The organism is Gibbsiella greigii (genome assembly GCF_039540155.1).
Taxonomy (GTDB): Bacteria; Pseudomonadota; Gammaproteobacteria; order Enterobacterales; family Enterobacteriaceae; genus Gibbsiella; species Gibbsiella quercinecans.
Map to the genome: position 1 here is coordinate 50,048 of NZ_BAABEM010000048.1, position 13,942 is coordinate 63,989.

Sequence of the window (13,942 nt, forward strand, 5' to 3'; positions counted from 1 at the left end):
TGAATGAACCATGACATTGAAAGAGTTAGTGGTTGGTTTCGCCACCCAGGTGCGCAGCATTTGGATGATTGGCCTGCATGCCTTTGCCAAACGTGAAACCCGCATGTATCCGGAAGAGCCGGTTTATCTGCCGCCGCGTTACCGCGGCCGTATCGTGCTCACGCGCGATCCGGACGGCGAGGAGCGATGCGTTGCCTGTAACCTGTGTGCGGTAGCGTGCCCGGTAGGCTGTATCTCGCTGCAAAAGGCCGAGATGAAAGACGGCCGCTGGTATCCGGAATTTTTCCGCATCAACTTCTCACGCTGCATTTTCTGCGGGCTGTGCGAGGAAGCTTGCCCGACGACGGCAATCCAGCTCACGCCGGATTTTGAGATGGGGGAATTCAAACGCCAGGATCTGGTGTATGAAAAGACGGATTTGTTGATCTCGGGTCCGGGTAAATATCCGGAATATAACTTCTACCGGATGGCCGGTATGGCGATTGACGGCAAAGCCAAAGGCGAAGCCGAAAACGAAGCCAAGCCGATTGACGTCAAAGGTCTATTGCCCTAAGGAGCAAGCTGAGCATGGAAATTGCCTTTTATCTGGCAGGTCTGATTGCGGTTCTCGCGACGCTTCGCGTGATTACGCATACCAACCCTGTGCATGCGCTGCTGTACCTGATCGTTTCATTACTGGCGATTGCGGCAGTCTTTTTCTCGCTGGGCGCCTATTTTGCCGGCGCGCTGGAAATCATCGTCTACGCGGGCGCCATTATGGTGCTGTTCGTGTTCGTGGTGATGATGCTGAACCTGGGCAGTGCGGTGCAGCAGCAGGAACGCGAATGGCTGCGGCCGGTGGTCTGGATTGGCCCCGGCGTGCTGTCGCTGTTGCTGTTGGCGGTATTGATTGTGGCAATTCGCAGCGTGTCCGATCAGGGCATCAGCGGCGATATGGTGGATGCCAAAGCGGTGGGGATCAGCCTGTTCGGCCCTTACGTGCTGGCGGTAGAGCTGGCCTCAATGCTGCTGTTGGCGGGGCTGGTCGTTGCCTTCCACATTGGCCGTGAACACAAACCGGGCGAGGTATTGAGCAATGCCACCGCCGGTGGCGAAATGGCGAGAAGAAAATCGGAGGAACAAGCATGATCCCTCTCCAACATGGTTTGATCCTGGCGGCGATTCTGTTTGTGCTTGGGCTGACCGGGCTGCTGGTGCGCCGTAACCTGCTGTTTATGTTGATCAGCCTTGAAGTGATGATTAACGCTGCGGCGTTGGCGTTTATCGTGGCGGGGAGCTACTGGGGCCAGGCGGACGGGCAGGTGATGTATATCCTGGCGATCAGCCTGGCGGCGGCCGAAGCCAGCATTGGCCTGGCGCTGCTGCTGCAGCTTTACCGTCGCCGTCACACCCTGAATATTGATACAGTCAGTGAGATGCGCGGATGAACCTATTATATTTAACTATTCTGCTACCGCTGATCGGGTTTCTGCTGTTGGCATTTTCCCGCGGCCGCTGGTCAGAAAACACATCGGCGACCATCGGCGTGGGTTCCGTCGGCCTGGCGGCGCTGGTAACGGTGTTTGTGGCCATCGGTTTTCTCGGTCAACAAGCCACCGGCGCGCAGGTGTTCGAGCAAAGCCTGTGGAACTGGATGGCGGTCGGCGACTTCAATATCGGCTTTAACCTGGCGCTGGATGGCCTGTCGCTGACGATGCTGGGGGTAGTGACCGGCGTCGGCTTCTTCATCCACATGTTCGCTTCCTGGTACATGCGCGGCGAAGAAGGCTACTCGCGTTTCTTTGCCTACACCAACCTGTTTATCGCCAGCATGGTAGTGTTGGTACTGGCGGATAACCTGTTGCTGATGTACCTGGGCTGGGAAGGCGTGGGCCTGTGCAGCTACCTGTTGATCGGCTTCTATTACAAAGATCCGCACAACGGCGCGGCGGCCATGAAGGCGTTTATCGTCACCCGCGTTGGCGACGTGTTTCTGGCCTTCGCACTGTTCATTCTCTACCACGAACTGGGCACGCTGAACTTCCGTGAGCTGATGGTGCTGGCGCCGCAAAAACTGGCGGTGGGCGATCCGGCCATCACCTGGGCGGCGCTGCTGCTGCTGGGCGGGGCGGTGGGTAAATCTGCCCAGTTGCCGCTGCAAACCTGGCTGGCGGACGCGATGGCTGGCCCAACGCCGGTGTCCGCGTTGATCCACGCCGCCACCATGGTGACCGCGGGCGTTTACCTGATCGCTCGTACGCACGGCCTGTTCCTGATGGCGCCGGAAGTGCTGCATTTGGTGGGGATCGTCGGGGCGGTGACCTTGCTGCTGGCCGGCTTTGCTGCGCTGGTGCAAACCGACATCAAACGCGTGCTTGCCTATTCCACCATGAGCCAGATCGGCTATATGTTCCTGGCGCTGGGCGTGCAGGCGTGGGACGCGGCGATTTTCCACCTGATGACGCACGCGTTCTTCAAAGCGCTGCTGTTCCTGTCTTCCGGTTCGGTGATCCTGGCCTGCCATCACGAGCAGAACATCTTCAAAATGGGCGGCCTGCGCAAGAGCATTCCGCTGGTCTACGTGTGTTTCCTGGTGGGGGGCGCGGCGCTGTCGGCGCTGCCGCTGATTACCGCCGGCTTCTTCAGTAAGGATGAAATTTTGGCGGGGGCGATGGCCAACGGCCATATCAACCTGATGCTGGCGGGGCTGATCGGTGCGTTTATGACGTCGCTGTACACCTTCCGGATGATTTTCATCGTGTTCCATGGCGAAGAAAAAATCAAAGCGCACGCGGGGCGGGGGATTACCCACCACCTGCCGCTGCTGGTTCTGCTGGTGTTGTCTACCTTTGTCGGGGCGCTGATTGTGCCGCCATTGCAAGGGGTGCTGCCGGAAACGGCCGAGCTGGCGCACGGTTCTATGCTGACGTTGGAAATCACCTCCGGCATCGTCGCCATTATCGGCATCGTGCTGGCGGCCGTCTTGTGGCTGGGCAAACGTAGCCTGGTCAATAGCGTGGCGGCTAGCGCTCCGGGCCGTTTCTTCTCCGTCTGGTGGTTCCATGCCTGGGGCTTTGACTGGCTGTACGACAAACTGTTCGTCAGGCCGTATCTGGGGATCGCCCGTTTGCTGCAGCGCGATCCGTTGGATCGCCTGATGAATCTGCCGGCCGTATTCTGCCGCTTTGGGAATCGTGGCCTGACGGTATCTGAGAATGGTCAGGTGCGGTGGTATATCGCATCGATGGGTGTGGGTGCAGTGGTCGTCTTGGCGCTGTTGATTTGGGTTTAACGAATAATTTAAACAAACGCATTTTGGGTTTGGCCCTTGGTGAGCAGGGGCCTGATACAGACTTTAGATTATTCAGATAAGGGACACAAAACGCCATGCTATTACCTTGGCTAATTCTTCTCCCCTTTATTGGTGGCCTGCTGTGCTGGCAGTGCGAGCGCTTTGGCACGAAGACGCCACGCTGGATCGCCTTGATTGCCATGGGGCTGACACTGGTGCTCTCGCTGCTGCTGTGGCTGCAGGGCGGCTATACGTTGACCACGCCGCAGGGTATTCCGCAGTGGCAGGAAACATTTGTTCTGCCGTGGATCCCGCGCTTTGGTATTTCCATTCATCTGGCGCTGGACGGTCTGTCGCTGCTGATGGTGGTCTTGACCGGGCTTTTGGGCGTGCTGGCGATCCTGTGCTCCTGGAATGAGATCCAGAAATACCAGGGGTTCTTCCACCTAAACTTGCTGTGGATCCTGGGCGGCGTCATCGGCGTGTTTCTTGCCATCGACATGTTCCTGTTCTTCTTCTTCTGGGAAATGATGCTGGTGCCGATGTACTTCCTGATTGCCCTGTGGGGCCATAAGGCATCGGACGGTAAAACACGCATTAGCGCCGCGACCAAATTCTTCATCTATACCCAGGCCAGCGGCTTGGTGATGCTGATTGCCATTTTGGGCCTGGTGTTTGTGCACTATAACAACACCGGCGTGTGGACCTTCAACTATGAGGACCTGCTGAGCACGCCGATGTCGCACCATGTGGAATACCTGCTGATGCTGGGTTTCTTCATCGCCTTTGCGGTGAAAATGCCGGTTGTGCCGTTGCACGGTTGGCTGCCGGACGCCCACAGCCAGGCGCCAACCGCCGGCTCGGTCGACCTGGCGGGGATCCTGCTGAAAACTGCGGCCTACGGCCTGTTGCGCTTCAGCCTGCCGCTGTTCCCGAACGCATCCCATGAGTTTGCGCCGATCGCCATGTGGCTGGGCGTGGTGGGGATTTTCTACGGCGCCTGGATGGCCTTTGCCCAAACCGACATCAAACGCCTGATTGCCTACACCTCGGTTTCCCACATGGGGTTTGTGCTGATCGCCATCTACACTGGCAGCCAACTGGCCTATCAGGGCGCGGTGATCCAAATGATTGCCCACGGCCTGTCGGCGGCCGGGATGTTCATTATCTGTGGCCAGCTTTACGAGCGCTTGCACACCCGCGACATGCGCCAAATGGGCGGGCTATGGGGCCGTATCAAGTATCTGCCGGCGCTATCGCTGTTCTTCGCCGTGGCAACGCTGGGGATGCCGGGCACCGGTAACTTCGTCGGTGAGTTCATGATCCTGTTTGGCAGCTTCCAGGTTGTGCCGGTCATTACCGTGATATCTACCTTTGGCTTGGTGTTCGCTTCGGTTTATTCGCTGATCATGATGCAGCGTGCCTACTATGGCGCGCCGAAATCCGAACAGCCGTTGCCGGGCATGACCGCGCGGGAATTGTTCATCATTCTGCTGCTGGCGGTATTGTTGGTGCTGCTCGGGTTCTTCCCGCAGCCGATTCTGGATACTTCGGCCACGGCGATGAGCAACGTGCAACATTGGTTTGGTTCGTCAGTTTCTGCAATTTCAACAACAAGGCCGTAATTCGCCATGACAATAACTCCTCAACAACTGATCGCACTATTACCGCTGTTGATCGTCGGATTGACGGTGGTGGTTGTGATGCTAAGCATTGCGTGGCGACGCGACCACTTTATCAACGCCACGCTGGCAGTGGTTGGCCTCAACCTGGCGCTGCTTTCACTTTACTTTGTCGGCCAGGCAGGCCCGATGGACGTGACCCCGCTGCTGCGGGTTGACGGTTATTCCATGCTCTACACCTGTTTGGTGCTGATGGCCAGCCTGGCAACCTGCACCTTCGCCTACCCGTGGCTGGTGGGGTATCCGGACAACCGTGAAGAGTTCTACCTGTTGGTGCTGATTGCCGCGATGGGCGGTATTCTGCTGGCGAGTGCCAATCACTTGGCTTCGCTGTTCATTGGTATCGAGCTGATTTCGCTGCCGCTGTTCGGGCTGGTGGGCTATGCCTACCGCCAGAAGCGTTCGCTGGAAGCGGCCATCAAATACATGCTGCTGTCTGCGGCGGCGTCCAGCTTCCTGTTGTTCGGTATGGCGCTGCTGTATGCGGAATCCGGCGATTTGTCGCTGGCGATGCTGGGCAAAAGCCTGAGCGAGAACATGCTGCACCAGCCGTTGATTCTGGCGGGGATGGGCATGATGATCGTCGGCCTGGGCTTTAAGCTGTCGTTGGTGCCATTCCAACTGTGGACGCCCGATGTGTATCAGGGGGCGCCGGCGCCGGTTTCCACCTTCCTGGCGACCGCCAGCAAGATCGCCATTTTTGCGGTGGTGATGCGTCTGTTCCTGTACGCGCCGGCGGCGAATAGCGAGGCGTTGCGGATGGTGCTGGCGATCATTGCCTTCTGCTCGATCCTGTTCGGCAACCTGATGGCGATCAGCCAGACCAACATCAAGCGCTTGCTAGGTTACTCCTCCATTGCGCATCTGGGCTATCTGTTGGTGGCGCTGGTGGCGGTGCAAACCCATCAGCTGTCGCTGGAAACCGTCGGCGTCTATCTGGCCGGTTATCTCTTCAGCAGCCTGGGGGCCTTTGGTGTGGTCAGCCTGATGTCCAGCCCGTACCGTGGCCCGGACGCCGATTCCCTGTTCGCTTATCGCGGGCTATTCTGGCACAAGCCGGTGCTGTCGGCAGTCATGACGGTGATGATGCTGTCGTTGGCAGGGATCCCGATGACGCTGGGCTTTATCGGTAAGTTCTTTGTTATCGCCACCGGCGTAAGCGCACACCAGTGGTGGTTGACCGGTGCCGTGGTGGTGGGCAGTGCGATCGGCCTGTATTATTACTTGCGAGTTACGGTGAGCCTGTACCTTAGCGCACCGGAAACCCCAGTGCGTGATACGCCAAACAATTGGGCGTTGACCGCCGGTGGCGTCGTGGTGCTGATCTCCGCGGCGCTGGTGCTGTTTTTGGGGCTCTACCCGCAGCCGCTGATTAGCCTGGTTCAGTTGGCGCAGCCGATGTTCTGATCGCCGCCGCCAATTCAAGCGTAACGTGCCAGCCTGGTTCTACCGGCTGGCATTTTTTATGCCGAAAGTGACGGGGAAAACGGCGGTTGGCCTGCCAACGGATATTGTGTTCTGCACCGAATGGCGCGAAGATGCAGGTGTTGTTTGCCTGGCTGATGCCTCATGCCGCGCGTGGTGCTCGGAGGCATCTGTGCCCCGTTATCATAAATAAAAAATGCCTGCTTGGGTGGTATTTAAGGGAAATCATGGTTGCGTTATGGATGGTGGTCGCCAGCGCGTTTTTCGCGCTAATGGGCGCCAGCATTAAATTAGCCTCGGCTAAAGTCGGTTTCTTCGAAATCATTTTCTACCGTTCGTTTATCAATGTCATGATCGTCGCGGCGCTGATCAAGATAAAGAATATCGGCTTTCGCACCCGCAAGTTGGGGCTGCACATGCAACGCGCGGCAATCGGTAATGTGGCGATGTATTGCGGGTTTTATGCGCTGATTCACCTACCGATCGCCACCGCCACGACGTTGGGCTATACCAACCCCATTTTCCAGTCGGTGATCACCTTTATCACCGCGAAGGGGCAGTTGACGGGCAAACTGCTCTTTTCGGTATTGCTTGGCTTTCTCGGTATCATTGTGCTGCTGCGGCCGGATATGCCGCACGGCGAATATGCCGCTACCCTTGTCGGTCTGTCATCCGGCCTGTTGACTGCGTTGGCCTATTTTAACGTCGGGAAACTGGTGCGCAGCGGCGAGCCTGAACTGCGCGTGGTATTTTATTTTTCGTTAGTCGGCACGCTGGTTGGCGTGGCGATGGCGACCACGGTTGGCTTTTCCCCCCTTGATGCCGGCACCTTCCTCTGTGTGTGCGCCATTGGTTTGTTTGGCAGCTTGGCGCAAATTAGCATGACGCGCGCCTACGGCAGCGGTAACCCCGTGATCGTCAGCATCTTGTCGTACAGCACGATTATTTTCTCTACGCTATTGGGGTATCTGATCTTTGACGAAAGTCTGTCTTATATCGCGGCGGCGGGTATGGCGCTGATTATATTGTCGGGGGCATTGGCTATTTTAAGGCGGGCTCCGGCCAGGAAGGCCAAAACCATCACCATAAAGCAGTGAGACAGAGCGTGTGAAAGTAATGTCGGTCAAGGGGAGGATTTAATATTTCGAATAAAGAATGAAATGTATGGCATGTTTTTGAGATTAATCTTAACTGCATGCTGTTATATCTCTTTATTCTATTATTCTCATATTTTTCAATTTGTTAGTGTGTTAAAAAATAGCGTATGCGGTAAATGATGTAAAAGCCGCTACGTTACTTTTCTGGCAGTGTATACTCCATAATCAAAACCTGACCCTTTCCCTTTTTCGGTATATTCCTGGCGCTTACAATACATTCTGTTGTTATTTTTAAAGGATACGGGAATGTTAAATACTATTGCGCAAATTGCTATTTTAGTGGTTCTTGTTGTGAGTGTTTATTTAATTTTGGGGCTTTATGTGCGTGGAATAACGGCACTATCAAAAAAAATACTCCAACGCCGTCTGAGTTCGGGGGAAATGAGCGATAAGAAAGTTACAAAATTTTACCATTCTTATAAAAAGAAAAAAGATCAGCGCCTGGTACCCATTCTGATCTTCGGTATTTTTTATAAATCCTTCGTGAGGATGCAGGGCGAATTTTATGCGCTCTACCGTGCCGAGATGGAAAAAAGGCAATTGCCGCTGTAATGTTTGTTCGCGCTGTTTTTTTGTGCGCTGTGGAGAGTGATCCTAAATTGTACGGTATCTCTTAGTTCGTTCTCTTATATTGTTATTCTGTATTGGTTCATCTGTTGGGCTGGCCTTTTTCCGTCTTAGTCGCCAAAATAAGTTCATACGTTATTGATTGTACTGATTTGGCGATTAAATGTGCAGCGTGGTTGCCTGATTAGCTGGTCTTTCCCGTCGGGATGCATTAATGAATCACCGTGATGCATTTCTGGTGATGTTTTGCCTTATACCCGGGCAGTAAGATAACTGTGTTCCCTTATTAGAAATTCCTTTCCGGGTGACACATTTATTTAAGGTTGGTGCCTTATTGTTTCGGGAGAGAATCGATGCCGGCAGGTATTGCTGTTGAAAAGGCCGTAAAAATAGGGCCGCGTACGTCGCATTTTGCGGTATTGCTGTTTTTGGCCTTGGCGTTAATGGCCGCATTGCTTAACAGCAGCGCGCCGTCGCCGTTGTATCCGCTTTACCAACGGGAACTGGGGCTTTCGTCGGTTAGCCTGACGGTTATTTATGGCGCCTATGCCGCCGGTGTGCTCATTTCACTGTTTGGTGTGGGCAACCTGGCGGGCAGGGTAAAAGACCTGCGTATCATGATTGTGCCGGCGCTGCTGGCCGTGTTGGGCGGCGCTTTGTTGTTCGCCATGGCGGATTCGTTGATGCTGCTGCTGATGGCGCGTTTGTTGGCCGGCATTGGCACCGGGGCGCTGACCGGTGCCGCCAATATCGCATTGATGCGCTTTGGCCCGCAGGACGGGGGCAAAATGGCGGCGTTGATCGCCACCTTATCGTTTACCGCCGGCCTGGCGCTGGGGCCGATTTTCAGCGGCATTGCGTTGCAAACCGGTTTTTATACCACCTCGCTGCCGTTTGCTATCATTATGGTGATCGCGGCGGTGGCGCTGGTAGGCGTGGTGTTGCGCTGGCCGTCTGTGCCTGCCGCAGCGGTGGTGAATACGGCGGCAACGCATAAATCACTGCCTGCTCGCGGGGCGCTGGCAGAGGGGCTGCGAGTCACCGGCGGTAAGTTTTTCCTGTGTGCCGGCGCACTGTTTTTCTGCTGGGTGCTGGCAGCCAGTATGCTGGTGATCGGGCCCAGCGTGGCGGAAACGTTGTTGGGCATGCATAGCCGCGGGGTGTTTGGCTATGTGATTGCGGTGTATCTGGTGATTGCCGGCATCAGCCAATTGCTGAGCCGCCGGGTGAATGCCCGTTACTCGCTGATGCTCGGCTGCCTGGCGCAGGCGCTGTCGGTAGGGGTGTTCGCCATTGCGCTGGCGTTTCACTCACTGGGCATGGCGGCAGTGGGGATGGCGATCGCCGGTTATGCCTACGGCGCGGTTTTTGTCGGCAGCGCGATGCTGGTGAACCTGATATCCCCCGCGGCAAGCCATGCGCGGCTGGTATCGTTGTTTTACGTGATTGCTTACATCGCCAACTGGGTGCCTATCTTGTTGGGGGTGGTTATTGACCATGTCAGCCTGAGTTTGGCGGTCAATCTGCTATTTTTGGTTAATGCCGTAGTGTGTTTGGGGTTGGGCCTGTGGGCGATGCGCGCGGATTTTCCGCGCTGGTAACCCCGCGCAGTATGGCGAGCGGTTTCCCTGGTGTTGTTGTGTATCATTTTCAGCGTGCTTGCACGCTGTTTTTTTTGCGCGCAGCAACCATCCTCAAGGCACCGGCAGGGCGTAAGCTAAGCGACTGAGACGCTATCGCATCTTTACCCTGTGGGAGGCGATATTTTCGTTACACGGCATTGGCTGGGGGCATTATGGATCCGTTATTTTCGTTGGAAAACAAAAGAATACTTATCACCGGTTCTTCACGCGGCATCGGTTTTCTGCTGGCTAAAGGGCTGGGGCAGCGCGGCGCGCAGATCCTGGTGAACGCCACCCGGGTGGAAAGCGCCGAGCGTGCGGTGAACGCCCTGCGCAGCGAGGGCTTGCAGGCCGAAGCGGTGGCGTTCGACGTTACCGATTCGCAGGCTATCCACCAGGCGATTGCACAGGTTGAGGCGGATCTTGGCCCGATCGACGTGCTGATCAATAACGCTGGCATACAACGCCGCCACCCGTTTATCGATTTCCCGGAAAGCGAATGGGACGAAATCATCGCGGTTAATCAGAAGGCGGTATTCGTGGTGTCGCAGGCGGTCGCGCGCCATATGGTGCAGCGCCGGCGCGGCAAGATAATTAACATCGGTTCGATGCAAAGCGAGCTTGGGCGCGACACCATCACGCCGTATGCGGCGTCAAAAGGCGCGGTGAAAATGCTGACGCGCGGCATGTGCGTGGAACTGGCGCGTTACAATATTCAGGTGAACGGCATCGCGCCGGGGTATTTCAAAACGGAAATGACGCAGGCGCTGGCGGACGATCCGGCATTTACCGGCTGGCTGACCAAACGCACGCCGGCGGCCCGTTGGGGCGATCCGGCGGAACTGATCGGTGCGGCGGTGTTCCTGGCCTCCGGCGCGGCTGATTTTGTTAACGGCCAACTGCTGTTTGTCGACGGCGGGATGTCTGTCGCCGTATAGCGTCTGGCGTTCAACCCGGTGTGCCAAAAGTCTCATGGCGGCGAACGGGGTTTGTTCCTATAGTTAGGGGCAGGGTGAATTTTCTAACGGCGGAGGAAACGAAAATGTCGAAAAATACGGACGACGATCAAACGACCCTTGATGACGATCTGAAAATGCTGTCGGACACGCTGGAAGAGGTGTTGGCGTATTCCGGCGATCGTGCCGATCAGGCCTATGTCGATATCAAATCCCATGCCGAGGAGGCGCTGCAAGAGGTAAGAGCACGGCTGGAGAGCGTCTCGGAATCGTACTGCGCGCGTGCAAAAGATGCCGCTTTACGTGCGGATTTCTACGTGCATGAGAAGCCTTGGCAAAGCGTCGGCATCGGCGCCACCGTGGGGTTGGTGTTCGGCCTGTTGCTGGCGCGCCGCTAGCGCGAAGCGGGCAGGGCGTGTGCCGCGCCCTGTTTCTTTCTCTGCATCTCCACACATTTCCCTCTCTTTTATCTGCTTCCTGCGCTACGTTTGCCGCTAAACTCGCTAACTGTCCAAGCGAACTGTTTATGTCTCCCGAAATCACGGCCTTGCATGGAGAAGCCATTCGCTTGCGTGTAAGGTACCTGTGATTTATTTGTTCATTTTTGGTTGCAATTCTGGGCGCACGGGCACTCACCGAGATATTAACCTTGATCTTTCAGGGTAAGAAGCCGCCATTGCGCTTTAAGGATATACGGCGTTTTTGCGCCAGCGCAAAAGTCGTGTTGAAAACTACTCATATAATTTGATCATTGCGTTGGCGTGATTAATGCCAGAGAAATAATTCTGTTAACGGATTTGTGAGCGGACTATGTCGACAAGTGTTTTTAATCGCCGCTGGGCGGCGTTGTTATTGGAAGCGCTGTCTCGGCATGGGGTGCGGCATGTCTGCATTGCCCCCGGATCGCGTTCCACGCCGTTGACGCTTGCGGCGGCGGCCAACCCCGCCTTTATTTGCCATACCCATTTTGACGAGCGCGGCCTGGGCCATTTGGCACTCGGCTTGGCTAAGGCAGCGCAAGAGCCCGTTGCGGTAATCGTTACCTCCGGCACGGCGGCTGCCAACCTGTATCCCGCCATCATTGAAGCCAGCCTCACCGGCGAACGCCTGGTTTGCCTGACGGCCGATCGCCCGCCAGAGTTGATCGACTGCGGCGCCAACCAGGCGATCCGCCAGCACGGCCTGTATGCCGGCCACCCGGCGCAGGCGATAGACTTGCCGCGCCCCACCCCGGATATTCCGGCGCGCTGGCTGGTTGCTACCGTGGACAACGCCATGGCGAACCTGGCCCATGGCGTCCTGCATATCAATTGCCCGTTCGCCGAGCCGTTGTACGGCGGCGGCGAACAACACTATGCGGCCTGGTCGGCTGAATTAGGCAATTGGTGGCACGATCGTCGCCCCTGGCTATGCGCCCCGGCCACGCCGAGCGTGGCGAAGCAGCCTGACTGGCATTTTTGGCGCCAGAAACGCGGGGTGATTGTGGCCGGGCGCATCAGCGCAGAAGAAGGTGTGCAACTGGCGGCCTGGGCAGCGATGCTGGGGTGGCCGCTGATTGGCGATGTGCTGTCGCAAACCGGGCAGCCGTTGCCGTGTGCCGATTTGTGGCTGGCGCGCCCGCAAGCCAAAGGCATCCTGGCCAACGCCCAGTTGGTGATCCAGTTTGGCGCCAGCCTGACGGGCAAACGCGTGCTGCAATGGCAGGCGCAGTGCCAGCCGCAAGAATACTGGCTGGTGGACGCGCTGCCTGGGCAGCGTGATCCCGCCCAGCATCGCGGCCGGCGGATTTGTTGCCCAGTGGGGCAATGGCTTGATGCGCATCCGGCGCAGTTACGTTCCCCCTGGGCCGACGGTCTGGCCGCCATCGCGGCGCAAACCCACGAGCTGGTGACCGGCTATCTGCGCGATCGCTTTGGTGAAGCGCTGTTGGCACATCGCCTGGCGCAACTGCTGCCGGAAAACGGCCAGCTGTTTCTGGGCAACAGCCTGGTGGTGCGGTTGGTTGATGCGTTGGCGCAGTTGCCGCCGGGCTACCCGGTGTTCAGCAATCGCGGCGCCAGCGGCATTGACGGGCTGCTTTCCACAACGGCTGGGGTGCAGCGCGCCACGGCCAAGCCCACGCTGGCGGTGGTGGGCGATCTTTCCGCGCTGTATGACTTGAATGCGCTGGCGCTACTGCGCCACTGCTCGGCGCCGACGGTGCTGATCGTCGTGAACAATAACGGGGGCCAGATATTTTCGTTATTGCCCACCCCGGAAATGGAGCGCCAGCGCTTCTACTGCATGCCGCAGGACGTGGCGTTTAGCCACGCGGCGGCGATGTTCCAGATTAACTATGCCTGCCCGGCCGACTGGCAACAGTTACGCCAGGCGGTGGAGCAGGGCTGGCGCCACAGCGGCGCTACGCTGATTGAATTACAGGTGCCGCCGAGCGATGGCGCAGAGGCGGTGCAATACCTGATACAACAAATGGTGGCAGGCTGATGCTGGCAGCAAAAGTATTGCAAAGCGGTGAGGGCGATCGCCCCTGGCTGGTGTGGTTACATGGTTTTCTTGGGAATAACAATGAGTGGCGGGTGATCGCCGGGCACTGCCCGCAGTGGCCGTCGCTGGCGATCGATCTGCCTGGCCATGGCGATTCGGCTAACCAGCACTGTACCGGGCTTGACGACGTCAGTCGGCAAATCAATGCGGTGCTGGCGCTTTACCGTATTGAAAAGTACTGGCTGGTGGGCTATTCGCTCGGCGGGCGCATTGCGATGTACCATGCCTGCCAGGGCAACCACAGTGGTTTGCAGGGTGTGGTGATTGAAGGCGGCAACCCCGGTTTAGGCAGTGAAAGCCAGCGCGAGCAGCGCAGCGCCCATGATGCCGCCTGGGCCAGCCGTTTTCGCCATGAACCCATTACCCGCGTGCTGGCCGATTGGTATCAGCAGCCGGTGTTTGCCGATCTCAGTACCGTGCATCGCGAAGCGCTGATTGCCGTACGGGCGGTTAACGACGGCCCCGCGGTGGCAGACATGCTCGAAGCCACATCGCTCGGGCGCCAGCCTTACCTGGGCGATCAACTGCGCCAACTGCCGGTGCCGCTGCGCGTACTCTGTGGCGACAGCGATCATAAATTTCAGGCGTTGGTGCGCGAAGCCGGGTTGCCGTTGGGCATTGTGCCGCAGGCTGGGCACAACGCCCACCTGGGCAACCCGCAGGATTTCGTCGCCCAATTGCATCATTTTCTCGATAACCCCGTTTGAAGGAACAGAAC

The 13,942-nt window shown here is 57.2% G+C and carries 13 protein-coding genes; all 13 read left to right on the forward strand.

Annotation, left to right across the window (positions count from 1 at the left end; translation table 11 throughout):
* Nucleotides 1-10: 10 nt before the first annotated feature.
* The 13 genes from nuoI to menH all read left to right on the forward strand — a co-directional run bounded on the left by nuoI (nucleotide 11) and on the right by menH (nucleotide 13,931).
* A complete protein-coding gene (nuoI, locus tag AC559G_RS20605; protein ID WP_095847981.1) occupies nucleotides 11-553 on the forward strand; it encodes an NADH-quinone oxidoreductase subunit NuoI in 543 nt (180 codons plus the stop codon).
* 14 nt (nucleotides 554-567) lie between these two features.
* Nucleotides 568-1,128, forward strand: a complete 561-nt coding sequence (gene nuoJ / locus AC559G_RS20610) for an NADH-quinone oxidoreductase subunit J (protein ID WP_095847982.1) — start codon at nucleotides 568-570, stop codon at nucleotides 1,126-1,128.
* On the forward strand, nucleotides 1,125-1,427 hold the full coding sequence (nuoK, locus tag AC559G_RS20615; RefSeq protein ID WP_004936014.1) for an NADH-quinone oxidoreductase subunit NuoK: 303 nt from the start codon (nucleotides 1,125-1,127) through the stop codon (nucleotides 1,425-1,427). Before nuoJ ends, nuoK begins: the two co-directional genes overlap by 4 nt.
* Nucleotides 1,424-3,271: an NADH-quinone oxidoreductase subunit L gene (nuoL, locus tag AC559G_RS20620; RefSeq protein WP_498914347.1), complete on the forward strand. Its 1,848-nt coding sequence runs from the start codon at nucleotides 1,424-1,426 to the stop codon at nucleotides 3,269-3,271. Before nuoK ends, nuoL begins: the two co-directional genes overlap by 4 nt.
* 95 nt (nucleotides 3,272-3,366) lie before the next feature.
* A complete protein-coding gene (gene nuoM, locus AC559G_RS20625; protein ID WP_279022685.1) occupies nucleotides 3,367-4,896 on the forward strand; it encodes an NADH-quinone oxidoreductase subunit M in 1,530 nt (509 codons plus the stop codon).
* Between the two features lie 6 nt (nucleotides 4,897-4,902).
* The gene (nuoN, locus tag AC559G_RS20630) at nucleotides 4,903-6,360 is read left to right on the forward strand and encodes an NADH-quinone oxidoreductase subunit N (protein WP_498914349.1); all 1,458 of its coding nucleotides are present in this window, start codon (nucleotides 4,903-4,905) and stop codon (nucleotides 6,358-6,360) included.
* Nucleotides 6,361-6,605: 245 nt separating this feature from the next.
* On the forward strand, nucleotides 6,606-7,475 hold the full coding sequence (locus AC559G_RS20635; protein ID WP_498914350.1) for a DMT family transporter: 870 nt from the start codon (nucleotides 6,606-6,608) through the stop codon (nucleotides 7,473-7,475).
* 306 nt (nucleotides 7,476-7,781) lie between these two features.
* Nucleotides 7,782-8,087 (forward strand): hypothetical protein, encoded by a 306-nt coding sequence (locus AC559G_RS20640; protein ID WP_498914351.1) that lies wholly within the window; start codon nucleotides 7,782-7,784, stop codon nucleotides 8,085-8,087.
* A gap of 368 nt (nucleotides 8,088-8,455) precedes the next feature.
* On the forward strand, nucleotides 8,456-9,703 hold the full coding sequence (locus AC559G_RS20645; RefSeq protein WP_498914353.1) for an MFS transporter: 1,248 nt from the start codon (nucleotides 8,456-8,458) through the stop codon (nucleotides 9,701-9,703).
* 194 nt (nucleotides 9,704-9,897) lie between these two features.
* Nucleotides 9,898-10,662 carry a gluconate 5-dehydrogenase gene (gene idnO, locus AC559G_RS20650; protein WP_462613961.1) on the forward strand — a complete coding sequence of 255 codons (765 nt, stop codon included), beginning with the start codon at nucleotides 9,898-9,900 and terminating at the stop codon, nucleotides 10,660-10,662.
* A gap of 104 nt (nucleotides 10,663-10,766) precedes the next feature.
* A complete protein-coding gene (gene elaB, locus AC559G_RS20655) occupies nucleotides 10,767-11,078 on the forward strand; it encodes a DUF883 domain-containing protein (protein ID WP_498914354.1) in 312 nt (103 codons plus the stop codon).
* A gap of 412 nt (nucleotides 11,079-11,490) precedes the next feature.
* On the forward strand, nucleotides 11,491-13,164 hold the full coding sequence (gene menD, locus AC559G_RS20660) for a 2-succinyl-5-enolpyruvyl-6-hydroxy-3-cyclohexene-1-carboxylate synthase (RefSeq protein ID WP_498914355.1): 1,674 nt from the start codon (nucleotides 11,491-11,493) through the stop codon (nucleotides 13,162-13,164).
* Nucleotides 13,164-13,931 carry a 2-succinyl-6-hydroxy-2,4-cyclohexadiene-1-carboxylate synthase gene (gene menH, locus AC559G_RS20665; protein WP_121553173.1) on the forward strand — a complete coding sequence of 256 codons (768 nt, stop codon included), beginning with the start codon at nucleotides 13,164-13,166 and terminating at the stop codon, nucleotides 13,929-13,931. Before menD ends, menH begins: the two co-directional genes overlap by 1 nt.
* Nucleotides 13,932-13,942: the final 11 nt, after the last annotated feature.